Here is a 25236-nt window from a genome sequence, read left to right on the forward strand (position 1 = left end):
AAAGATTTATGTGAAATTTTTAATCAAAATTATAAATTTATAATATTTTTAAATACTAAAAATAAATAAACCGAAGCAATGCTCCGGCTAAATAATTTATAAATCTCTTATTCTATCAACTAACGATTCTTTTGTATTCTTCTTATAAAAATATATTGTAAATAAAACTCCGATTAATATATTTGCTATATTTACTATAACAAGTGGCATTATAGTAAATTTATATTCAGCCCAATTAAAAGAGTTGAATAAATATCTCAGAATAAAAGAGTCAATTAAAATCATTAAAATAATTGAAAATACAAAGGAACTAATAGAGTAAATAAAACTTTTTTTAATCAGATATTTTTCAATATCTCTACTAGTCATACCAATAGATTCTAAAATCGAAAGATTAATTTTATTCTTCAAAATTTCTGTAGAAATAATATTTATAAAATTTAAAATTGATATTAAAAATAAAATTGACGAAATACTTAAACCAACAAACTCTACTAAATTTTTCATATTTTCAAAGGAATTTATCTGCCTATCTCTTGAATCATACGAAAAATCTGGATTATTTTCCAAACTGCTTAATAGTGAATTAAATTTCTTCTTATCTGACTCTTTCACATCAAATCCAAAACTCATTATATTATTATTTTTCATAAAATTTTTATAATTTTCTGGAGAAATATATACATATAATTCTTCTAACTTTTTATTTTTCTCAGTTATCTCTGATGTTCCATCCTCTCCTATTATTGAGAAATATCTAAGTCCATTGGCAAAATTGTAATTCATCTTTCCCATTACTTTTAAAATAATTTCATTTCCCGAATAATTTAATTTAATCTCGTCCCCGACTTTACATTTAGATTTTTTATTTTCAAGTTCCCCTATTAATGCATAATTTCCACTATTCCATTTCTCTTTGTCAAATTCTCCTTCAACAAAGTTTTCCCTTTCGATTAAATAATCATCAATTCCAAATACTATTGGAGAAAGTTTTTTCTTTTCTATTTTTATTTTAGGATAATTGATTTCACTTCCAGCTGAATATATTAAACCTCCGCCAATATAACCCTCTTCATTTTTAATCTCTTCAATATATTTTTTATCTAACTTACCCTCACTATCATAATACATATATCTAAAATATCTAGGAGTCGCAACATTATAATCAGTAATTATTACATCAGAAAGTCCTTTTTTTATATTTATGTTACTTGTGTATGAAATAACACTATTTAAAATAATTGATGAAAGTGCCATTGATAAAATTATGGAAACAAATCGAAACTTGTTTGACAAAATCTGCCTTCTTACAAGTTTATTAATAGAAATATTCTTACTTTTTATATTTTTTATTTTCACATTCTCTGCACTTCTGCTTGCTTCTATTGGACTTATCTTCTCAGCTTTTTTTGCAGGTCTATTTGAAGAAATAAGAACTGTAATAACTGAAAATAAAATTGAAAAAATTATTACCAATAAATAAATTTTTAAATCAAAATTTATACTTGCTAACATAAAATTATTTTCAAAAACTTTTTTCAAAATAATTTTTCCTAACAAAAATCCCGCTAAATTCCCAATTACAACAGAAGGAACTAATAAAATAACACCCTGTAATTTTACAAGTTCTTTGGTCTGTTCTCTTGTCATTCCAATAGTTTTTAAAAGTCCATAAAATTTAATATCTTCATTAATTGAAATCTCAAAAATATTATTTATTATTAAATATCCTGATAAAAATACAATAAAAACAAAGAATAAGATTGGCAAAAATATTTTATAATCAAAATTATCATCATTAGAAAAATATGCAAAATTTACACCAATTTTTAATTCCTTTTTATTATCATCTGACATATCATTCACAACATTATATCCACAATTATTTGCAATTTTTGTAAGTTTTTCTCTTATTCTAAAAGAATTTTTTAACATAACTTGCATATCTTTTGAGTTGCTCGGCAAATTTAATGAATCTGCGTAATCTTTTGAAACATAAAATTGTCCAACACCAACATTTGAATCAATAGAATTTTCAAAAATTCCCGAAACTATAAACTCATCAGATTTTTTCTCCAATACTTCAAATCTATTAGGTTCTAAAATTTCATAATTTAATTTTATTTTTTCTCCAATTTCCCCTTTATATCCCAATTTTTTCAAGGTATTTTTATCTGCAAAGATCTCTTTAAAATTTTTAGGAGGTCTACCCTCTACATTTTCTATTAAATCCCATTTAAATCCCAAATCATCTTGATTTGAAATTTCTGCCATAATTTTATTATCATCAATTATTCCAACTTTAGTCCTAATAGAATAATTTTTTATATCAGAATTTTTTGAAATAATTTTTATATCTTCATCTCTTAAATTTTTAAAAGATCCATGGCTAATTGTGCCAACAGATTTCATAGTTTCAAATTCCATGCTCTTTAAAATTCCAAATACGACTGCAAAGATAGTTGTAAATAAAATTGAAGTTAAGATAATAGCAATCATTAATATATTTCTTCTAATCTTATTTTCCTTCAAAATATTCTTCGCAATTTTTCTTATAAAACTTTTATTATTTACTTTCATAACAACTTACCATCTTCAATTCTTAAAATTTTTTCCGCCGATTGAGCTACTTCATCATCATGAGTAATCATTAAAATTGTATTTCCTAGTTCTTTGTTTATTTTTTTAAGAAGGAATACAACTTGTGAAGACGACTTTGAATCAAGGTTTCCTGTAGGCTCATCTGCCAAAATAACTGATGGTTTAGTAACTAGTGCCCTTGCAATTGCCACTCTTTGCTGTTGCCCTCCTGAAAGTTCATTTGGCATTTTATAAATTTGATCTTTTATCTCCAAAATATTAATTACATAATCAACATAATTTTCATCAATCTTTTCTCCATCAAGTCCAAATGGCAAAACGATATTTTCATAAACATTCATCATTGGAAGTAAGTTATAATTTTGAAATACAAAACCAATATTTCTTCTTCTAAAAATTGTTCTCTCGTCATCTTTTAAATTATAAATATCTACATCATCAATAAAAACTTTTCCACTTGTAGGATAATCAAGTCCCCCAATTAAATGAAGTAATGTCGATTTACCTGAACCTGATGCCCCAATTATAGAAATAAATTCACCATTTTTAACTTCAAAAGAAACTCCATCTAATGCCTTTGTGATCACTTTATTTTTTTCATAATATCTCTTTAAATTTTCTACCTTTAACATATTTCACCTCACTTTTATTCTAGCAGCCATTTCTTACAAAACTCTTTCAAAATTTCTTACAAAATTGTAAGAAAAAAGACTTCTCACAAAGGGAAGTCCACTTCAAATTTTATTTTATTACTATCTAATATCGACTTTATAGTTCCACCTTGTTTTTCAATTATTTCTCTTGTGATAAAAAGCCCAAGACCAAGTCCATCTTTTCCAATTGAATTTTTTCCTCTGTAAAATCTTCCAAAAATTTTTGCACTATCATCTTCATTTAATTTATCACAATAATTTTCTATATCAAGATTATAATTTAAATAGGATTTATAAATTTTTATATCAATTTCAGAATTTTCTGGTGTATATTTAATCGCATTTTCAATTAAATTGTGTATAGCTTCCTTCATCCATCTCTTGTCGACATTTAACCTTAACTCTTCAAAATAAAAATTAATTTTTAAATTTTTTTCATCAGTAAAAGCTTTTAATTCATCTATGACCTCTGCAACCAAATTAGCAAAATCCTCTTCCCTCTTGCACAAATTTATAATATTTGACTCAAGCCTCGAAGACTTAACTAAACTTTCAATTAAAAATTCTAATTTCCTCAACTCTTCATCCATGATTTCCATATACTCAAGTTTATTTTCTTTTTTCATTAAATTATTATACAAAACTAAATTTGCTATTGGTGTTTTTGTCTGATGTGAAATATCAGAAATCAATTTATTAGTTTTTTCTTTTTCATCATTAATTTTACTTTCCCGAACTGCATTTGCTCTTAAAAATTTAAGCACTTTGCTCTTTAATTTTGAAATTTCTTTTTCATCAAATCCAAAAAAATCAAAATTATCACCTTCAATATCGTCAATAAACTTAGAAAAGTCTTTTAATTCTCTTCTAAGTTTTAAGTCATCAAAAGTTAAAAATAAAACTGTAAACATTAAAATAACAATCAAAATTTCCACTTGTAACCAACTCCAAATATAGTTTCTATGGGATTTAATGGTTTTAATTTTGATCTGATTCTACTAATATTCACACTAAGAGTATTTTCATCTACAAAATTAAAATCACTATCCCATATTTTTTCAACTAAAATTTCCTTAGCGATTATTATATTTTCATTTATAGTTAAGTAATAAATTAAACTTCTTTCTATTGGAGTAAATTCAATTTTCTTATTATCTTTCATAAAAATGTTTTTAGAAAAGTCAAAATAAAGAGATTTCTTGCTATAAACTTTTTCGTCAAAAGTCTTATTTTTCTCTATTAATCTTGCAATCTTTGCCTGTAAAATTCCCAGAGAAAATGGCTTTGTCATATAATCGTCTGCGCCAAAATTAATTGCAGATATTATATGTGTTTCAAAATCAATTGCAGACAAAACAATAATAGGTGTACTTGAAAATGTCCTCATATATCTTATAAATTCGAGCCCATCTCCATCAGGTAAATTTAAATCAAGCAAAATCAAATGAACTTCATTTAAAAAATTTTTCGCATCTGCAACTGTAAAAACAGACTTTACATCATAACTTTCTTTTAAAGCAATTGAAAGCCCTCTATTAAATTCTTGTCATCTTCAATAATTAAAATCTTTTCCATAATCTCACTTCTTTTATTATCTATAAAACAATTATAACATTTAATCTTAGATAAATTTTTAAAATTCATATTTTATATTTAGGCTTGACAAATTTTAAAAACTTATTTATAATCCAATCATAGACTTTGAAGAGGAGAGTACATTGTAAAAGTTTCTACAGAGAGGTTTCGTTTGGTGAGAGAAATCGAAATGGATACTTTGGAACATGGCCTTGGAGTCTTCGCACCGAGACTTTTGTTTAGACTGCGACAGGTACGCCTGTTATAGCGTTCGGAGTATGTTGGTACTCTATGAGGTTATTTTAGCGATAAAATAATAAAAAAAGGTGGTAACACGAAGTTTAGCTTTCGTCCTTTGTTGGACGGAAGCTTTTTTATTTCAATAAAATTTTTCACCTTAAATATTTTTTTAATCCTCTTTGAGATGCCGATATAGTTTTATAATTAAACTTTAGGAGGAAAACTATGACAAAGAAAAATTTAGGAACAATATGTGTTCAAGCAGGATATGAACCTAAAAATGGAGAACCAAGAGTTCTTCCAATAATTCAATCTACAACTTTTAAATACGATTCATCAGAACAAATGGGAAATTTATTTGATCTAAAAGAATCCGGTTATTTTTACACAAGACTTGCAAACCCAACAAATGACGCAGTTGCAAATAAAATCGTAGCACTTGAAGGCGGAGTTGCAGGAATTTTGACATCTTCAGGACAAGCCGCAAACTTTTATGCACTTTTAAATATTTTAAAATCAGGCGACCACATTATTTCTTCTTCAGCAATTTATGGTGGCTCTTACAATTTAATTGCCCACACTATGAAGGATATGGGAATTGAATCAACTTTTGTTGATCCAAACATTTCTCTAGAAGATTTAAATAAAGAATTTAAAGAAAATACAAAAGCTGTATTTGGAGAAACTCTTTCCAATCCGTCATTAAAAGTTTTAGACATAGAAACTTTTGCAAAGGCAGCACATGAACATGGAGTTCCTCTTATTGTGGACAATACTTTCCCTACACCAATATTTTTAAGACCTATTGAATGGGGTGCTGATATTGTAACTCACTCTACTACAAAATATATGAACGGTTTTGCAAATTCAGTTGGTGGAGCAGTAATAGATTCTGGCAATTTTGATTGGTCAAAATATAAAGAAAAATATCCTGGACTAACTGAACCAGATGAAACTTATCATGGAGTCACTTACACTGAAACTTTTGGAAAAGCTTCATACATTACAAAAATGACTACAACATTAATGAGAGATCTTGGAAGTATTCCATCTCCTCAAAATTCTTTTTATTTAGGAATTGGACTTGAAACACTTCATCTAAGAATGCCAAAACATTTTAAAAATGCCCTTGTTGTTGCTAGATTCTTGGAAAAAAGCGAAAAAATTTCTTGGGTTTCTTTCTCTGGTTTAGAAAATGATTCACAATATAAATTGGCTCAAAAATATCTTCCAGATGGATCTTGTGGTGTAATTTCCTTTGGAGTAAAAGGTGGTAGAGATGTAGCTACAAAATTTATGGACAACTTAAAACTTGCATCAGTTGTAACTCATGTTGCTGATTCAAGAACCTGTGTACTTCATCCTGCAAGTACAACTCACCGACAAATGAATGATGAAGAACTTTTACAAGCAGGAGTAAAACCTGATTTAATTAGATTGAGCGTTGGTATAGAAGATGCAGAAGATATAATAAGAGATATAAAACAGGCACTAGAAGTACTTTAATTAGATTTAATAATTTAAAAATTATAAGCTTTCTTCGACTATAATAAAATTACTAAAAAATAATAATATTTGTATTTTTACAGATTTTAAGATAAAAATCTGTAATTAATTAAAACTTTGAAATCAAAAAAAGACGGACTATAATTCTTTTTTATAAACTATAGCCCGCTTTTTATTTTTTATATTTTAACTATTTTTTTCCTCTTCAAGTTCTTCTTTTACAGCTTTCTTTATTTTTTCATTATCTATTATTGAAGATTCTGCAAGCTTGTCTAATTTTTCTTTCTCCTTTTTACCAAAATTTTCATCATCATCTAACTTTTTTCTAGTTAAATCACTTATCTTAGACCTCTTTTTATTCTCATGCTTTATTTCATCTCTTTCTTTTGACCATTCTATTACAAGAATAATTATTAGAACAAGACCTAAATATCCAAGTATAGGATATAAAATTGACATTAATTTTTTAAATCCGAAAAAAGAAAGACCAAAACCTAAAAGAGTAAATATAATTAAATTTCTTTTGAACTTTTCTTCTGTTAACGAAAGCCTTCTAGCAGCTGAATAAAAAAGCGAAATAGATGTGTTAAATATCATCCCAAAAATAATAAAAGACATTGCTATTCCCATATAGGGATTGACTTTATTTAGTATAATTTGCATTGGAATGTCTGCATCTTTTACGTCGTTAATTGAAAGAAAAAGTGTAATTCCAACAAGTCCAGTTAGGATTGATACTAAAGCACCGCCTAACATTCCTCCAACTCTTGCTTGAGAGGAATCTGTTTTGCTACCGCCTAATACAAATGCCATAGAAACGCTGCTTATCATGCAAAGTCCAAAGTAATTTATAGTAGATAATACTACATTTGGAAGTGGTGAACTTACACTTTTACATATAGCATCTAAATTTTCAAAATTTGGATTCGAATTTACAATTGTAAAAATCGCACCAATTAATGTGAATACTAATACTAATGGAGTGAAAGATCCAATGACTTTAGTCACTTTATCGAAATCAAGCATACCAACTACAATAATTAAAATTGTACATATTAATGAACCTACCCATGGCTCTAATCCAAATTGTTGATTGAGATTTGAACCTGCTCCTGCAAGCATTACAAATCCCATTAAAAAGCAATTTAGAATTAGTGAAAAATCCATAAACTTTGTAAATGATTTTCTAGAAACTTCTTCTAGTACATCAATATGACTTTTTGCTATAAAATGACTTCCAAGTTGCAAAATAATTCCACCAACAAATATGTGAAGTATGGCAATGCCAACTAATCCAAAAAATCCTGACTTTCCAAAAGATGTAAAATACTGCATAATTTCTTGGCCACTGGCTAGTCCTGCTCCTGTTAGAACTCCTACATAGGCAAATATTATGCTAATTGTTTTTTTATTCATGAATTCTCCTTAATTTTTCATTTGCATTTAACTTAACTTTTACATATTATCACAAATTTAATATTTTACAAACTTTTGTCAATTTTAAAGCAATATAATAAACATACTTATATTTTTAAGCTAATTTATTTCATCCAAAATTATTTTTCTTATATCTTTTATCAAATAAAGTGAACCACACCAAAGAATTAAATCTCCTTTTTCTGCAATTTCAAAAGTTTTTTTCACTGCCTCTCCTCTATTTTTAATAGCAAATACTTCTTTATCTGAAATCTTTTCAAATTCACTATAAAGAGATTCTACATCTGTAAATCTTTCATTATCTATCTCTGTCAGAACTATTTTATCTGCAATATTCTCAACTTTCTTTAATATATTCAAATGGTCCTTATCTTTTAAAAGACTAAATCCTAAAATTAACTTATTGTACTTAAACTTTTTTATATTTTCTACCAATTTTTCAATTGAATCTAAATTATGCGAGCCATCAATAACAATTAGTGGGTTTTTTGAAAGACATTCGATTCTACCTAAATTTTTTGCTTTTTTTATACCCAATTTTATTTTTTCATCATTTAAATTATATTTTTCTTTTAATGAATCTAGAACCATTAAAGCAAGAGATGCATTGTAAATTTGATGCTCTCCAATTAAACTTATTTCTACATTTTTATAATCTCTAAAGTTAAATTTACTTCCAAACTCATCAGAACTTAAAATTTCAATTTCATTTTCTTTGAATTCATTAAAAATAGAATTTTTTTCTCTACATATTTTTTGAAGTTCTTCCTTTGCTTTCTGATCTTGGGGGTAACTAAACACATTTGAATTTTCTTTTATTATTCCCCCCTTCTCGCGGGCAATTTTTCCAACTGTATCTCCTAATATATTTGCATGATCAAGAGAAATATGAGCAAAAACTGGAATTGATTTTTTCATTACATTAGTGGCATCAACTCTACCGCCCATTCCAACTTCCATTATAGCAAAATCAACGTCTTTTCTTACAAAATAAATATATGCAATTGTAGTTAGTATTTCAAATCCACTTACAAAAATTTTTTTCTTATCTAATAATTCAACTTTTTCTTTTACTTCCTCTGCTATTTTTGCAAAATCCTTCTCTGAAATTTCTTCACCATTTATTTCTATTTCTTCACAAATATTTGTAATATAAGGAGATGTAAATTTACCAACTTTATAATCATTTTCTTTTAAAGAAGATGATATAAAACTTGCAACTGAACCCTTCCCATTAGTTCCTGTTATGTGAATAATATTTAATTTATCTTGAGGTTTTTGAAAAAATTTCAAAAGTGTCCTAATATTATCAGTAGTAAATTCACCAAGAGGTATATTTCTGTTTTCTAACCAATCAACTAATTTCTTGTAATCCATTAATACCTTCCTTTCATTATAAAAATATTATCAAAATTTTTAATAGTAATCAATATTTTAGTGTGTCAAATTCTCTTTAAATGTGGTAGAATGTTAAAAATAACTAAATGGAGGTAAAAAGATGAACAAAGAAATTCGTGCGAAAGATTTATTTGTAATTGGCTTTGCACTTTTTGCAATGTTTTTTGGAGCCGGAAATTTAATCTTTCCACCTTACTTAGGTTTAATATCAGGTCACCAATGGTGGGTTGGATTTTTGGGATTTACAATAACAGATGCAGGTCTTGGACTTCTAGCAATTATTGCTCTTTCTAAATATGATGGTAATTTAAATGCCTTGGCATCAAGAATCAATAAAACTTTTGCAATTATTATTTCAACTGCTATTATTTTATGTATTGGACCTTTTTTGGCAACACCAAGAACTGCTGCTACTACTTATGAAGTTGGAATCCTTCCAATTTTTGGAGAATCTGTTAATAGATATTTATTTTCTGTAATATTTTTTATCGTAGTTTTTCTTTTAAGTATTAGGTCAAGTAAAGTAGTTGACATCATTGGCACATTTTTGACTCCATCTTTACTTATTTGCATGATAATACTTATCATAAAAGGAATTATAAGTCCAATAGGAAAAATTTCTGAAACTTCAATGATAGATAATGTTTTGCAAAGAGGTATCACTGATGGATATCAAACTATGGATGCTTTAGCTGGATGCATGTTTGCACTTGTAGTTATAAATGCTGTAAAAACAAGAAATTATTCTTCACAAAAAACGGAAATAAAAGCAACTATACTATCTGGTATAATTGCTGCTGTGTTTTTAGCACTTATTTACGGAGGACTTCTATACTTAGGTGCACAAACTTCTACACTTGGAATTTATGATGTGAGTACTGATAAAACTAGTCTTCTTGTAGACATCACGAATACAACTTTAGGTGGCGTTGGTGTTTATATTTTAGGAATTATAACTGCTCTTGCATGCCTTACAACTGCAATTGGATTAATATCTGCTACCGGAAATTTCTTCCACGATTTAAGTAAAGGAAAAATTTCCTATGAGGCTGTTGTAATTATCTGTTCAATTGTATCTTGTATAATTTCTATGCTTGGAGTTAACCAAATTATAAATATATCCGCTCCAATACTTGAAGTTCTCTATCCTTGTACTATGACAATTGTGCTTTTAGGATTATTCAATGAAAAAATAAAAGATGATATAGTTTTTAAAATCCCTTCATTAGTTTCACTAATTTTTGGTTTTTTATTTGTACTTCAAGAAAAGGAACTTCTTGGAAAATTTGGTCAAACTTTAGAATCTTTTCCACTTCAACAATTTGGATTAGGATGGGTTTTCCCAATGCTAATTGGGCTCTTAGTTTCAATAATTATAGCCAAATCTAAAGAACTTTAATAATTTTAATAAAAAAGATCTGTTATAGTTTTTTTTCTACAACAGATCTTTTTTTAGCTTAAAAAATCTTTTGAATTAATTCAGAAATATTTGATACTTGTATAATTTGTAAATTTTTATAATTTTCTTTTTTTACATTTGCATATTTAGAAATATAAGCTTTTCTAAAACCCATTCTCTCAGCTTCTCTAAGTCTAATATCTAGAGCTGGAATATTTTTAAGTTCTCCTGTAAGGCCAACGTCTGCAACAAAAACTGTGTTAGACTCAACTGGCTTATTAAAAGTTGATGATACAATAGATACCATTACAGATAAATTTGATGCTTGTTCTTTTAATTTTATTCCACCTGTGGATTTAACTACAATATTCTTATCTAAGAATTTAATTCCTGCTCTTTCTTCTAAAATCGAAACTAAAGTATTCAAATGTTCTCGTCTTATACATTCAGAAATTCTAGATGGATATGGCAAAAAAGTTTTTGATGCCAAAGCCTCAGTTTCAAGTATAATTGGTCTTGTTCCCTCTCTTATCACTGAAAGTGATGACCCTGCAACTTGTTCATTTGTTGCTCTTTTTGTCATAAAATATTCAGAAGGATTGTCAATTGAAATCATTCCTTTTTCTGTCATAGAAAAAAATCCAATTTCTCCAGTAGAACCATATCTATTCTTTGTAGCCATAAGAGATCTCAAATCTTCTGAAGAATCCCCTTCAATTAATAAGACTGTATCCACTAAATGTTCTAGACTTCTAACTCCAGCAAGTTCATCTTGTTTTGTCATTTGTCCCACTAAAAAAACCATCCTAGGTTTATCTATATTTTTTGCAACTTCAGTCATCTTATAAGCACATTCCATAGTTTGAGTTGGTGTACCAGGCCTTTGGGAAAACTCATCGAGAGTAAATGTTTGTATTGAATCAATAATTATAAACTGAGGGTCAATCTTTTCAACTTGATCTAACACTGAATTTAGAGAATTTACAGAATAAACCCAAATATTATCTGAAAGTTTATTCAAAATTCTTTCAGCTCGCATTTTTATTTGAGTTTCAGACTCTTCTCCAGAGGCATAAAGCACTCTTATTCCCTTCTCTGCAAGATCATTTGCAACTTGCATAAGTAAAGTTGATTTACCTGATCCAGGCTTTGCAGTCAAAATACTAACAGAATCATGGACAATTCCACCGCCCATGACTCTATTAAACTCCTCAATACTTGTTACAACTCTTTCATCTGAAGAAGACTTAACAGACTTTAATTTAAGAGCATCTTTTTTTATTTTTTTATTTCTAACTGAATCTTTCTCATCTTCTTTTTCTTCTAGGGTATTCCAAGAATTACAGTTTGGGCATTTGCCAAAAAATCCTTGTGAAATATATCCGCATTTACTGCACTGATACACTATTTTCTTTTTCATTTTTAGATTTTTTATTCCTCTTTACTTTATTTATCTGAATTTTTTTGTACTTTACATCTACTGATATTTCATCGCCTGATTTTATATTTCCCTCTAAATATTCATCAGCAACTTTATCTTCAATTAATTTTGTAATAGTCCTTTTAAGTGGTCTTGCTCCAAATACTTTATCATAACCTTCTTCAACTAAGAAATTAATTAATTTATTTGTATAACTTGATTTAATTCCCATTTCAGATAATCTTACATTTAAATCTATAAGCATATTATTAACAATTTCTTTTATTTCAGTCTTTTCTAAAGTTTTAAATATTACTACATCGTCAACTCTATTTAAAAATTCTGGTCTAAACTTTTCCTTTAAAGACTCATTTATAATATTTTTCATATTCTCAAATTCACTTTTCTTTTCAGATGAATCAGAAGTAGAAAAACCGAGCACTGAATTTTTAGCAAGTAAATTTGCACCAGCATTAGAAGTCATAATTATAACCGTATCTTTAAAACTAACTGTCCTGCCCTTTGAATCAGTAAGTCTTCCTTCGTCTAAAATTTGCAAAAGTATGTTGAAAATATCTGGATGAGCTTTTTCAATCTCATCAAGTAATATTACTGAATAAGGATTAGTTCTCACTGCTTCAGTTAATTCTCCACCCTCATCATATCCAACATATCCAGGAGGAGATCCAACAAGTCTTGATACCGTAAACTTTTCCATATATTCAGACATATCAAATCTGATCATATTTTCTTCCATTCCAAATAAATTTTTAGCAAGACTTTTTGCCAAGAAAGTTTTACCCACACCTGTTGGCCCAACAAAAATAAAAGAGCCAATTGGTTTATTTGGATCTTTAAGTCCAATTCTTGAACGTTTAATTGCTTTAGCAAGAGTTTTTACAGCATCATCTTGTCCCTTTACATCTTCTAAAAGTTTTTTGTCCAAATCTCTTAACTTTTCTGTTTCTTCTTCAGTCATATCTGTAACTGGAACTTTTGACCACTCTGAAACAATATTTGCAATGAGATCAGGTGTAACTTCCTTTTTAGATTCTTTTTCTTTAAACTTTTCTATTTCTTCTTTATATTTTTCTTCAACTTTTCTTTGCTCATCTCTTAAATTAGCAGCAAGTTCATAATCTTGATTTTTTACAGCTTCTGATTTTTTATTTTCAATTTCTTGAAGTTCTTCTCTAAACTCATCTTCAAATTCTGGAACTTTAAAAGATTCAATTTTTAATTTAGAACTTGCTTCATCAATTAAATCAATAGCTTTATCAGGTAAAAATCTATCATTTAAATATCTATCAGAATATTTTACAGCAGCTTCTATAGTTTCCTTTGGTATAATAACATGATGATGCTCTTCATATATATCCTTTAGCCCTTCTAAAATTTTTATAGAATCAGATACACTTGGCTCATCTACCATAATTGGCATAAGTCTTCTTTCAAAGGCAGTATCCTTTTCAATTTTTTGTCTATATTCAGAAATTGTTGTGGCACCAATGACTTGTAAAATTGACTTAGTTAGCATTGGCTTTAAAATATTTGAAGCATCCAAAGAACCTTCTGCTGAACCTGCCCCAATAATAACGTGCATTTCATCAATAAATAAAATTATATTTTTATTTTTGCTGGCTTCATTTGTTACATTCTTAAGTCTTTCTTCAAAATCTCCTCTATATTTTGAACCTGCAATAAGAGCAGAAATATCTAAAGTTAAAATAACTTTATTTTTCATAACTTCTGGAACATTTCCTGCCACAATTTCTGCAGCAAGTCCTTCTGCTATGGCAGTCTTACCAACACCAGGTTCTCCAATTAAAACAGGATTATTTTTAGTTCTCCTAGATAAAACTTGAATAATTCTTTTTATCTCTTTATCTCTACCTATGACTGGATCAATTTTTCCTTCTTCAGCTTTTTTGTTTAGATTCGTAGTATATTTTTCAAGTTCTTCAGAAGAAAATCCTAAATCCTCTTCATAATCATCATAATCTTCCATATTATTTAAAATATCATTTTCAAGACTCATTATATCTATACCAAGTCTTTTTAAAACTAATATAGCAACACCTTGTCCTTCACGCAAAATTCCAAGCAAAAGATGTTCTGTTGAAACTGTAACTTCTCCCAAATCCTTTGAAATGTCAAATGCTAATTCAAATATTCTCTTAGTTCTAGGCGTATATGCTATACTTGAAACAACAGGACCTTGACCACTACTAACTATATCAAGAGTCGCTTCCTTTGCCTTTTTATAATCTATTCCCAACTTTGAAAGTATATGAGCTCCATTGTCAGTCCCTTCTCTGATAATTCCAAGAAGGATGTGCTCAGACCCTATATATGAATGTTTTTGCTCTCTTGCCTCCTGTTGTGCAAATAAAATAGCTTTTTGGGACTTCTCACTAAATCTACCAAACATACTCATTTGAAAACCTCCTTCATGAGAGCTCTCGATTTATTTGCCCTTAAAATATCTCTAGACTTCAGGTCTAAAATCGAGCCTCTCTCAATTTGCAAATGTCCATTTCTAAGTTTCATAATCTCATCATAAAAATCAAAATCTTTCTTTGATTTTAATATTGAAAGCTCAATTCCAAGATTAATCATACTCATGGACTGCATCATCTCTTCTTCCGATAAAACTCTTGCATTTGCAAGAACTCCAAAGGATCTATTTACCATATCCTCAAGAGTAATAATATGATCTAAATAAAGTTTTTTCCTATTTTCCATTTCAACATCTGAAATTTCCTTTGTTATAACTTTTAATTTCTCTATATAAGACTTTTCTTCTTCTCCAAAAGTGGATTCAAAAGACAAAGTATAGATACTTGCCAAGGCTCTATTAGAACTATCTCTATAAGAACCTAAAACATATCCAAGTCTTGAAAGTCCTCTTGCCATTTCATTTATTCCAAAATAATTTATTGCCGGCAAATACATTATAGTAATTGGTTTAAATCCAGTGCCAGAATTTAAGACGTTTGAACTTAAATACCCAAAATTTGAATCAAAAGAAAAATCAATATCATCTTCTAGTTCAGATTCCAAATCATCAATTTCTTTATACAAATCATCAATAGAATCAGTCCTCGAAAATTTAGAAATTTCAATATGTTCCTCAGAATTAACTAAAATATCAGGAAAATCTTCTTTTTCATAGAATCCAATATTCTTACCATCAACAAAATTTTTACTAAATCTTCCTTCTTCAATATATTCTAATTTTTTTAGCGAAGATGCACTTTCTATTTCAGTTTTTTTATATCCTTGTTTTTGAATAATAGGATCTAAAAAATCCAAGTTTCCTTTTAATTCATCCTCATTCATCTTATTAACAAACTTCTTGCCATGTATATTTCTGTATAACTTTATCTTGTTTCCTAAAATAATTTTAGACACTTACATCTTCCTTTAATTTTTTTATTTCATCTCTTAACTCTGCAGCTTTTTCATACTCTTCCAAATTAATTGCAAGTTCTAGTTTAGATTTTAAATCATCTAACTTTCTGTTGTAAATTATATAAGATTCTGCATTCTTAGGTATCTTTCCTCTATATCTAAAATCTATATTAATTGTTTTTAAATATTTCTTTATTTCTTCGCCAAAAGATTCATAGCACTTTGGGCATCCTAAAGTTCCAGTATTTTTCAATTCTGAAAATTTAGTTCCACAAAATTCACAAGCTATATCTTCTTCATCATAATAATTGGCAGTAAACTTAAATATATTTTTAAGAGCATTTTCTAGTTGTGGAATAATATTCTTATACCCTTGAAACTCCTTTTTTAATTTCTCTTCAGCGCAAACCTCGCATAGATGCACCTCTTCAATTTTATTATCATTTATCTTTGTATAAGAAATAACTGATTCTCTCTCTTTACAATTGTCACATAACATAAAAATTCCTCCTAACTGAAAATAACAAGCAGCATATTTTTTAACAAATCTGCTCTAATCTTATTTTTATTTTCACATTGACTAAGTGCTCTATCTGAAAGTGCAACTTTCATAAGCTCAAATTCTTTCTCAGTCACTTTCTTAAGTCTTAAAAGCTCTTTCAAAAGGTCATCAGAATTATTTTTTGTAATTGAATCGCCTATAAAACTTAAAAAAGTATCTAAAGTGTCATCATCATCTTCAAATTTTACTTTTACTATTCTAATATATCCACCCCCACCTCGCCTGGACTCAACATAATATCCCTTTAAAGGTGTAAATCTAGTAGTTAAAACATAATTTATCTGTGAGGGAGCACAATTAAAATGATCTGAAATTTTCGATCTCTGTATCTCAACTACTCCACCAGATTCAAAAATAAGTTCATTTAAAAAATCTTCAATGGAGTTAGAAAGTTTTGCCATAGTACCATTCCTTTGACTATCTTTGTCTTTTACTTTATAAAAGTTTGACTATCTTTTACTAATTACAGTTTAATATAAATCACCCTTTTTGTAAAGTATTTAGTTTCTAAGTTTGCGCAAGTGAATCTTTCAATCAAAAAACAAAATATTAATAATAAGTTAATCCTATTTATATAATAAATGATACAATAATTTTAAAACTCAAAATTAAAAATATTTAAAAATTTAAAAGTAATTATAAAAAAGACTGAGCTATGCCCAGTCGAAAAATTTATTTAAATTTATTTTTCTGATTTTCTTTCTTCAACAATCTTTTCTGCAATATTTTGTGGAACATCTTCATACCTTACAAATTCCATACTAAATGTTCCTCTACCTTGAGTAAGAGATCTAAGGTCAATGGAATAAGTGAAAAGTTCTGCTTGTGGTGCTTCGGCAATTAAAACTTGTGTGCCATCATTTTGTTGATCCATTCCAAGAATTCTGCCACGTCTTTTGTTCATATCACCCATTACATCTCCGAGATATGCTTCAGGAATAGTTACTTCAACTTTCATTATTGGTTCAAGTAAAACAGGATTTGCTTCTTGCATTCCCTTTTTGAAAGCTAAATTTGCAGCAAGTTTAAAACTCATCTCATTGGAATCTACATCGTGATAAGATCCATCGTATAAAACTGCCTTAAAATTAGTCACAGGATATCCTGCGAGCACTCCTTTTTCTTTAGATTCTATAATTCCCTTCTCTACTGCAGGAAAATAATTTTTAGGAACTGCTCCACCAAATACTTCTTCGTCAAATTCGAAATCTTTTTCAGATGGTTCAAATCTAATCCAAACATCTCCATATTGACCTGCACCGCCTGATTGTTTCTTATGTTTTCCCTGTACACTTGCTGTCTTTCTAATTGTTTCTCTATAAGGAATTATAAATGGAACAATTTCTACTTCAACTCCATAAGTGTTCTTTAATTTTTCAAGAATTACATCAAGTTGAACTTTTCCTTGTCCACCAATTGTCATTTGTTTAGTTTCTGAATTTCTTTCTATTGAAAATGTTGGATCTTCTTCAGCAATTTTTTTAAGTGATTGAGATAATTTTTCTTCATCGCCCTTAGTCTTAGGTTCAATTGCGTAATATAAAACTGGAGTAGAATATTTTAATTTTTTATACTCAACTATATGATTTTTGTCGCATAAAGTATCTCCTGTAATTGTCCTTACAAGTTTAGTTGTAGCACCAATATCTCCAGCGTGAATCTCATCTATTTCAATTTGTTCTTTACCTCTCATTACATAAAGACCGCCAAGTTTTTCACTTTCTTCTGAATTTACATTATATATAGGTGTATCTTTCTTTAAAATGCCAGATATAACTTTAAATATTGAAATTTTTCCAAGGAATGGATCAGAAATAGTTTTAAATACTACTGCTGCAAGAGGATCTTTTTCAGAAACTTTTCTTTCTTCTCCATCTTTATATCTAAATCCTAAATGCGCACGAGTATCATCTGGTGATGGCATATAGTTTACAATTGTATTTAATAAAATATCAATGCCAATTCCCTTTTCACCACTTCCAACAAGTAGAGGAACTGCATCACCTTCAAGAAGAGCAGTTGTAACTCCTCTCAAAAGATCTTCTCTTGTAAATTTTTCTCCAGAAAAATATTTTTCCATTAAAACTTCATCAGATCCTGCAACAACTTCTGCAATTTCCTCATACATCCTTTCAGTTGCCTTTACTTGATCATGATTTAATTCTGTTTCTTGCGGAGCTGAATCGACATATTTATAACCTTTTTGAAAAATAACATCAGTTACGCCTACAAAATTTTCTCCTTCACCAATTGGAACAGAAAAAGGAATTACTTTTTTACCAAAAGCAGCTTCAAGTTCATCCATTAACTTTCTAAAGTTGACATTTTCACCATCAATTTTATTTATAAAAATAATTCTTGGAAGTCCAATTTTTTCTGTATACTTCCAAGTTCTTTCAGTACCGACTTCAATTCCCTTTGTTGCATCTATAACCATTATTGCTGCTTCACTTGCTCTTAATGCACCATGAGCTTCTCCAACAAAATCTAGAAATCCTGGAGTATCTATTACATTAACTTTGTAATTTCTCCATTCAATAGGAATTATTGATGTTCCAATTGATGTTCCTCTTTCCTTTTCTTCTTTTGAAAAGTCTGAAACTGTATTCTTATTAGAAACATTTCCAAGTTTTTTAGTTGCTCCACTCTGGAATAACATAGCCTCAGTTAGGTTAGTCTTTCCAGAGCCAGAATGCCCCACAAGAGCAAGATTTCTTACCTTATCTGTTGTATAAACTTTCATTGTTCTCCTCCTAATATGTAAATTTTTTGAAATCGTTTCTATAAATAAATTATAACACAGATTTTACTATTTGAAAACTGTGTAAAAATATCAATTTAGGGTATTAAACTTTTGAAATTATTATTTATTAAATAGAAGTGTGATATAAATGAATTTTAAATTTTTTAAAAAAGATAATATTGTTTACATAATTATTATTGTTTTATTTTTAATAATTGGATATCAATATTATGAAAATAAAAACTATGAGAAATCAGAATTTCTAGATATTAATACTGCTGAATTGTCTTCTAATAAAATTAAAAGTAAAAATTCTAATGAAGTTCTAATTGGAAAAGAAGAAGAAGAAAATAAGGAAATAATAATTCATATTTCTGGTGCAGTAAAAAATCCTGGCATATTAAAAATGGACTCTTCTAAAAGAATAGTAGATGCAATCGAACTTGCTGGAGGAGCAACTAACGATGCAGACCTAGATAGAGTTAATCTTGCTGCTAAACTTCACGACGAAGAAAAAGTTTATATACCAAAATTTGGAGAAGAAAATAGTAATAATTTAGTACCAACAACGTCAAGTGTGAATTCAAATCATAATGGCACAGAAAAAATAAACATTAACAGTGCCGATTCATCAGAACTTCAAAAGATTCCTGGAATTGGCGAAAAAACTGCCCAAAAAATTATAGATTATAGATCTAACAATCCTTTTTCATCAATAGAGGATATTAAAAATATTGATGGCATTGGAGATAAAAAATTTGAATCTATGAAAGAATATATCTCTATATACTAAATTTATCTTACTTTTAAACTCAAGATATTAAATAAAAAAGAAGCACAAAGTGCCTCTTAAAAATTAAATAATCTTGAGTTTATTTTTTTCTATTATTTTTTGGATATCTATTTTTGTCTGAACTTGCAATTCCAATAATAAGAGCAAAAATAAGTGATACAAGACCAGATGAAACCCCAACTACAAAAACTATAATATTATCAAGACTACTTGGATCGAAAAGTTTATTTATCACCATAAATAGAGAAATTATCCCTACAAATACTAGAGCAAGTCCTGGTAAATACTTAATAAACTTTAAATCTTTTGCTGCAAAATTTACTATAAATGTTAGAAAAATTCCTATTAAAATTGCACCAACAGTTAGGAGCAAATAAGTTGAATTTTCCATCACTATTTCCATAATTTTATTCATTCTACACCTCGTTTATTTAGATGACAATTCTTTTTGCCAAATATTTGAATAGCGACCTGTCGCCCATTCTGTCATAATAGTTGAAGCTTCATTTCCAATTTCTCTTTCAAAAATTGGTTTAGGTAAAATTTTGTTGTCCTCTATATTATATATTCTAATGAAATTATTTTCCAATGTTATTAAAAAATTACTGTCAGGAGATACAAATCCATCTTTGATATTTGATTTAAAATTTTTAATATCTGACATGGGAATATTTATCTCATTGTATTTATTAACTTCATATGGTAGAACTAAATTTAAATCAAAATCGTTAAATTTATTATTTTCTAAATTTACTCTACCTTTTAATTTCCAAAATCCATTGTTTCTATAAATACCAACATTATAGGGATCTTTCTTTAAAGCTTCAATTTTTTTGCCTTCATGTTCTAGAGTTTCTTCATTTAAAAAGTCCATATAACTTAATGGCTTGTTATCTTCTAAATTATCTACCCTATAAATTCTAAGATTTCTTTCATTTGTATCCCTATTTAAGCTTTCTATATTGATAAAATTATTAGTAATAAAATTTATTGTCTTTAAAGTATTATCTTCTTTTAATTCTTCAGTATCTGCTTTTACAATATCTAAATCCTTATTTTTTACTTTGGAATTATTAAAATCTTTTACTATAACTCTATCGGAAGTTTCATCACCTTTAGATTCTCTTTGAACGCTTATCTCCGAAAATCTATCTTTTCTTGGCAAAATTATATTGTTCATTTCATACACATTTTCCAATTTTAAATCAGAAAATTTTATATATAGAGTTTTGTAATTCCAATTTGGTACAGTTAAATCATTTCTAATTTTAAAGCCAATTAAAAATCCTTTATCGCCAGTGTAATCAAATAAATTTCCCCTAGATAATACATCGTCTTTTTTTGAAAGAATATAATTATTAATTTCATCATTTTTTATCTTATTATCAACAAGTTTAATCTCAAGCATTATTCCATTGTCAAATAAAAGAGCTGTATTATCACTTGTCTTTATAACTTCATAATACACATCCCCATTTGAATTTGAATCATATATATATGTCGTATATACATTTCCATCTTCTATACCCAAATTTTTGTAATCTATATTAAATTTTTTGTATAAATATTCTGAGAGCTTTACATATTTAGTCTTATAACTTACATCTTCAATATAATCATTCGCAAGAAGAACCTTATCATTACTAAAATACAAGTCTTCTCCTATTATATCTTTAAATAAAAAATTGTCTTGATTGATTTTTTTATTGTAAATAAATTTTGTAATTGTCCACTTTCCATAAAGAGAAGGTTGCCCTACCTCTGGTCTTTCAATATTAGTCCCTTGAGGGGTTAAAAAAGAGCAGCCTGTCAAAAAAATAATTAAAATTAAAACTATAATTTTTTTATTCAACTTTTTCACCCTCTCCCTTAGGAATTTCTATTGGTATTGAAACTTTTACAGTAGTCCCTATTTTTTCCTCAGAAAATATTTCTAGACTTCCATTGTGAAGTTTAGTTATTTCATCGCTAATAGAAAGACCAATACCACTGTGGCTCTTGGAATGCTTTCCCTTATAAAATTTTTCTTTTACATGAGCAATTTCTTCTTTTGTCATTCCCATTCCATTGTCAGAAACTAACATGATGACATTTTGATCTTCGCAATACATTTGAAATTTAACCCATCCCTTATCTGATGTGAACTTTATAGCATTATCCAATAAATTTATTAAAAGTTGTTTTATTCTGTTTTCATCAGCATACAAAAGTACAACCTCTTCTGGAAATTCAGTTATAAATTCAATATTATTTGACTTTGCCCGAGGTTTCATCTGTTTTGAAATATCTATACATGTTTGTGAAATGTCAAAAACATCTTTGTCTAAAGTTATTCTTCCAGAAATATATCTAGAGAAATCCAACAATTCTTCAACCATTTTTGCAAGTCTATCTACTTCATTTTCAATTATATTTAGTCCATCTTCGATTAAATCCTTTTCATCATCTTTTGCATCTTTTAAAACAACGGCCCAACCTTTTATTGATGTCAAAGGAGTTCTAAGTTCATGTGAGATAGATGAAATAAAATCATTTTTTATCCTATCTTTATTAATTATTTCATCACTCATAGCATTTAAAGTTTCTGCCAACTCTCCAATTTCGTCATCTCTATAAATTTTTGCCTTTTCTTCATAATTTCCTTTTAACATCTTTTTAGCTACCTCAGTAAGTTCCAAAATTGGTTTTACTATTGATTTAGAAATTAAAAGAGATACCATTGCAGTTATAAATGCAACAAATAAAGTAAAAATAAGAAGAGTTATAACAGTTTTTAAAATAGCTTTATTTGCTTTTTCCATTGAAGAAATAAATCTAAGGTACCCAACATTTTCTCCTTTATTATTTTTTATAGGACCAGTAACTGCCATTATAGACTCTCCAGTTTGAGAATCTTCACCACGCCAAGTCTTTATCTCACCCTTCTCTGCTGCTAAAATATCTGACGTATTGATTTCATTTGGTGATACTCTTCCAATAGAATCTAAAAGAATTACTCCATCATTATCTAAAATTTGGACTTCTGCATTTGTGTTGGAAAAAAATATATCACTGTCTTCGTAGATTAAATCTTCAATTGATTTATCAGAATAATCTCTTCTATAAATTTCTAGAGATAATTCCATTCGAGAAATAAGTTCCTTAGAAATATTATTGTAATAATAATAACTAAAAACAAAGAGCAAAAATATATCTATAATTGAAATTGTAATTAAAATAACTATTAAAAAGCTTTTAACTAGCCTTTTCCCAATTTTATTTTTCAATTATAGACACCTCTTATTTCCATCTATATCCTGTTCCCCAAACTGTTTCAATATAATCTGGCTTTGCTGCATTACCTTCTATTTTTGATCTGAGTCTTCTAATATTTACATCAACTATTTTCGAATCCCCCAAGAACTCATCGCCCCAAACAAGTTTTAAAATTTCATCTCTTGTCATTGCTTTGCCTGGATTAGTCATAAAAATTTTTATTATTTGATACTCTGTTGGTGTTAGTTCAAGTTCTTCATTATCTTTATAAAATTTCCTTGAATAAGAATCAATTTTAAAAGGTGGATCTATTATTAGATTACCTTCTTTTTCTTCTTCCGGTTCAAGTCTTCTCTCGATTGATTTTATTCTAAGCGTAAGCTCTGTTGGATTAAAAGGTTTTGTAAGATAATCATCTGTTCCATATTGTAAACCCATTATCTTGTCATAATCTTCTGCTTTAGCAGTAAGCATTATAATTCCAAGAGATGGAAACTCTCCTCTTAAAGCTTTGCAAACTTCAAAACCATCAATTCCAGGAAGCATTATGTCTAAAACTACAATATCAGGTTTTTCACTTCTTGCAATATCTATTCCTTCTTCTCCACTTCCAGCTTCAAAAATTATGTATCCTTCTCTTTCTAAATTTATTTTTACAAATTTTCTTATCGATTCTTCATCTTCAACTAGTAACACTTTAGTTTTCAAAATATCACCTCTCAATGTTAATTATAAATAAAATCCACTTCAAATTCAATTGAAGTGGATTTATCATTAATAATAATTTGGAGCTTCTCTTGTAATTGTTATATTGTGAGGATGTGACTCTGTAAGTGAGGCTTGAGTAATCTTAACATATTTTGCAGTAGCTCTTAATGTTTCTAAATCCTTGGACCCAAGATAACCCATAGCGGATTTTACTCCTCCAACAAGTTGGAATACAATGTCCCCAACAAAACCTTTATATGGCACCCTACCTTCTACTCCTTCAGGTACATATTTAGTAGTTCCACTTTGGAAATATCTATCAGATGAACCTGCACTCATAGCACCAAGAGAACCCATTCCTCTATACGCCTTAAATCTTCTTCCTTCAACAAAAATTTCTTCTCCAGGAGATTCATCAGTTCCTGCAAAAAGTGAGCCCATCATAACAACATTTCCTCCAGCTGCAAGCGCCTTTGCAACATCACCAGAGAATTTAATGCCCCCGTCTGCAATAATTGGCACTCCATATTTTTGAGCAGCTCTATAAGCTTCCATAATTGCAGTAATTTGTGGAACACCAATACCTGTTACAACTCTTGTAGTACAAATTGAACCAGGTCCAATACCAATTTTTACACAATCAGCACCAGCCTTAATTAAATCTTCTGTGCCTTCATAAGTTGCAACATTTCCTGCAATCAATTGAATATCAGGAAAAGCATCTTTAATATTTTTTATTGTATTTAGAACATTTTTTGATTGACCATGTGCTGTATCAATTACAAAAACATCAGCCTTTGCCTTTACAAGAGCTTCGATCCTATCAAGTACATCCTTTGTTGCACCAACTGCTGCTCCAGCAAGAAGTCTTCCAGAATTATCTCTAGCAGAATTAGGATACTGTTCATGTTTTTCAATATCTTTAATTGTAATAAGACCTTTTAATACATTATCTCTATCTACTAATGGCAGTTTTTCTATTTTATATCTTTTCAAAATTTTAAGAGCTTCATCGAGGGAAATATCAGGAGAACCTGTTATTAATTTTTCAGAAGTCATTACTTCACTTATTCTCTTAGAAAGATCAGTTTCAAACCTAATATCTCTATTAGTTATAATACCTTCTAAAACTCCCTTTTCAGTTACCACAGGAACACCGCTAATTCTATATCTTTCCATGAGTTCTGAAGCATCCTTAATTGAGTGATTTTTAGTTAAGGAAAATGGATCAGTGATAACTCCATGTTCTGATCTTTTAACTCTATCAACCTCAAGAGCCTGATCTTCTATGGACATATTCTTGTGAATAATACCAATACCACCTTCCCTAGCCATAGCTATTGACATTCTGTGCTCTGTAACTGTATCCATGCCTGCAGACATTAAAGGTATGTTTAACTTAATCTTTTCTGTTAAATTTGTAGACAAATCAACTTCGTTAGGCAAAATTTCTGATTTTGCTGGCACAAGTAAAATATCATCAAATGTTAATCCTTCTCCAAAAAATTCCATATTACCTCCTGATTTTTAAA

Annotated in this window: 20 protein-coding genes and 1 other annotated feature; of the genes, 3 read left to right on the forward strand and 17 right to left on the reverse strand. The window is 28.5% G+C overall.

Annotated elements, in window-relative coordinates:
• Nucleotides 1–96 precede the first annotated feature (96 nt).
• The 4 genes from BQ5450_RS00905 to BQ5450_RS00920 all read right to left on the reverse strand — a co-directional run bounded on the left by BQ5450_RS00905 (nt 97) and on the right by BQ5450_RS00920 (nt 4776).
• Nucleotides 97–2580, reverse strand: a complete 2484-nt coding sequence (locus BQ5450_RS00905; protein WP_071125661.1) for an ABC transporter permease — start codon at nt 2578–2580, stop codon at nt 97–99.
• Nucleotides 2577–3233, reverse strand: a complete 657-nt coding sequence (locus BQ5450_RS00910; protein WP_010242231.1) for an ABC transporter ATP-binding protein — start codon at nt 3231–3233, stop codon at nt 2577–2579. Before BQ5450_RS00910 ends, BQ5450_RS00905 begins: the two co-directional genes overlap by 4 nt.
• Before the next feature lie 83 nt (nt 3234–3316).
• A complete protein-coding gene (locus BQ5450_RS00915; protein WP_071125662.1) occupies nt 3317–4189 on the reverse strand; it encodes a sensor histidine kinase in 873 nt (290 codons plus the stop codon).
• A complete protein-coding gene (locus tag BQ5450_RS00920; RefSeq protein WP_324609458.1) occupies nt 4177–4776 on the reverse strand; it encodes a response regulator transcription factor in 600 nt (199 codons plus the stop codon). The genes BQ5450_RS00915 and BQ5450_RS00920 overlap by 13 nt, the downstream gene beginning before the upstream one ends.
• 170 nt (nt 4777–4946) lie before the next feature.
• Nucleotides 4947–5188: a binding site (T-box leader), on the forward strand.
• A gap of 106 nt (nt 5189–5294) precedes the next feature.
• On the opposite strand from BQ5450_RS00920, the gene BQ5450_RS00925 reads away from it, so the two are divergent.
• Complete coding sequence (locus BQ5450_RS00925) at nt 5295–6575, forward strand: O-acetylhomoserine aminocarboxypropyltransferase/cysteine synthase family protein (RefSeq protein ID WP_071125663.1); 1281 nt, start codon at nt 5295–5297, stop codon at nt 6573–6575.
• Nucleotides 6576–6761: 186 nt separating this feature from the next.
• Here BQ5450_RS00925 and BQ5450_RS00930 read toward each other — a convergent pair whose 3' ends face one another.
• Both BQ5450_RS00930 and BQ5450_RS00935 read right to left on the reverse strand, forming a co-directional pair.
• Entirely contained in the window at nt 6762–7991 is a 1230-nt protein-coding gene (locus BQ5450_RS00930; RefSeq protein ID WP_010242225.1) for a YkvI family membrane protein, read from the reverse strand.
• A gap of 120 nt (nt 7992–8111) precedes the next feature.
• Entirely contained in the window at nt 8112–9389 is a 1278-nt protein-coding gene (locus BQ5450_RS00935) for a bifunctional folylpolyglutamate synthase/dihydrofolate synthase (protein ID WP_071125664.1), read from the reverse strand.
• Nucleotides 9390–9510: 121 nt separating this feature from the next.
• Here BQ5450_RS00935 and brnQ point away from each other — a divergent pair, with 121 nt between their 5' ends.
• Nucleotides 9511–10809 carry a branched-chain amino acid transport system II carrier protein gene (gene brnQ, locus BQ5450_RS00940; RefSeq protein WP_010242222.1) on the forward strand — a complete coding sequence of 433 codons (1299 nt, stop codon included), beginning with the start codon at nt 9511–9513 and terminating at the stop codon, nt 10807–10809.
• Between the two features lie 58 nt (nt 10810–10867).
• Here the strand turns inward: brnQ and radA are convergent, their stop codons facing one another.
• The 6 genes from radA to fusA form a co-directional block, all read right to left on the reverse strand.
• Complete coding sequence (gene radA / locus BQ5450_RS00945) at nt 10868–12229, reverse strand: DNA repair protein RadA (protein WP_010242220.1); 1362 nt, start codon at nt 12227–12229, stop codon at nt 10868–10870.
• Nucleotides 12198–14666: an ATP-dependent Clp protease ATP-binding subunit gene (locus BQ5450_RS00950; RefSeq protein WP_071125665.1), complete on the reverse strand. Its 2469-nt coding sequence runs from the start codon at nt 14664–14666 to the stop codon at nt 12198–12200. The genes radA and BQ5450_RS00950 overlap by 32 nt, the downstream gene beginning before the upstream one ends.
• Nucleotides 14663–15643 carry an ATP--guanido phosphotransferase gene (locus tag BQ5450_RS00955; RefSeq protein WP_010242217.1) on the reverse strand — a complete coding sequence of 327 codons (981 nt, stop codon included), beginning with the start codon at nt 15641–15643 and terminating at the stop codon, nt 14663–14665. Before BQ5450_RS00955 ends, BQ5450_RS00950 begins: the two co-directional genes overlap by 4 nt.
• Entirely contained in the window at nt 15636–16142 is a 507-nt protein-coding gene (locus tag BQ5450_RS00960) for a UvrB/UvrC motif-containing protein (protein ID WP_071125666.1), read from the reverse strand. The genes BQ5450_RS00955 and BQ5450_RS00960 overlap by 8 nt, the downstream gene beginning before the upstream one ends.
• Before the next feature lie 11 nt (nt 16143–16153).
• Complete coding sequence (locus tag BQ5450_RS00965) at nt 16154–16606, reverse strand: CtsR family transcriptional regulator (protein WP_071125667.1); 453 nt, start codon at nt 16604–16606, stop codon at nt 16154–16156.
• Between the two features lie 281 nt (nt 16607–16887).
• Nucleotides 16888–18948 carry an elongation factor G gene (gene fusA, locus BQ5450_RS00970; protein WP_071125668.1) on the reverse strand — a complete coding sequence of 687 codons (2061 nt, stop codon included), beginning with the start codon at nt 18946–18948 and terminating at the stop codon, nt 16888–16890.
• Nucleotides 18949–19096: 148 nt separating this feature from the next.
• Here fusA and BQ5450_RS00975 point away from each other — a divergent pair, with 148 nt between their 5' ends.
• Nucleotides 19097–19741 carry a DUF655 domain-containing protein gene (locus tag BQ5450_RS00975; protein WP_071125669.1) on the forward strand — a complete coding sequence of 215 codons (645 nt, stop codon included), beginning with the start codon at nt 19097–19099 and terminating at the stop codon, nt 19739–19741.
• Nucleotides 19742–19820: 79 nt separating this feature from the next.
• Here the strand turns inward: BQ5450_RS00975 and BQ5450_RS00980 are convergent, their stop codons facing one another.
• From BQ5450_RS00980 to guaB, 5 genes are all read right to left on the reverse strand, one after another.
• On the reverse strand, nt 19821–20156 hold the full coding sequence (locus tag BQ5450_RS00980; RefSeq protein WP_071125670.1) for a cytochrome C biosynthesis protein: 336 nt from the start codon (nt 20154–20156) through the stop codon (nt 19821–19823).
• A gap of 12 nt (nt 20157–20168) precedes the next feature.
• A complete protein-coding gene (locus tag BQ5450_RS00985) occupies nt 20169–21593 on the reverse strand; it encodes a hypothetical protein (RefSeq protein ID WP_071125671.1) in 1425 nt (474 codons plus the stop codon).
• Entirely contained in the window at nt 21586–23007 is a 1422-nt protein-coding gene (locus BQ5450_RS00990) for a sensor histidine kinase (protein WP_010242204.1), read from the reverse strand. The genes BQ5450_RS00985 and BQ5450_RS00990 overlap by 8 nt, the downstream gene beginning before the upstream one ends.
• Nucleotides 23008–23020: 13 nt before the next feature.
• On the reverse strand, nt 23021–23704 hold the full coding sequence (locus BQ5450_RS00995; protein WP_071125672.1) for a response regulator transcription factor: 684 nt from the start codon (nt 23702–23704) through the stop codon (nt 23021–23023).
• A 66-nt stretch (nt 23705–23770) separates the two neighbouring features.
• Nucleotides 23771–25216: an IMP dehydrogenase gene (guaB, locus tag BQ5450_RS01000; protein ID WP_071125673.1), complete on the reverse strand. Its 1446-nt coding sequence runs from the start codon at nt 25214–25216 to the stop codon at nt 23771–23773.
• Nucleotides 25217–25236 lie beyond the last annotated feature (20 nt).

The organism is Peptoniphilus lacydonensis (assembly GCF_900106515.1).
GTDB lineage: Bacteria > Bacillota > Clostridia > Tissierellales > Peptoniphilaceae > Peptoniphilus_A > Peptoniphilus_A lacydonensis.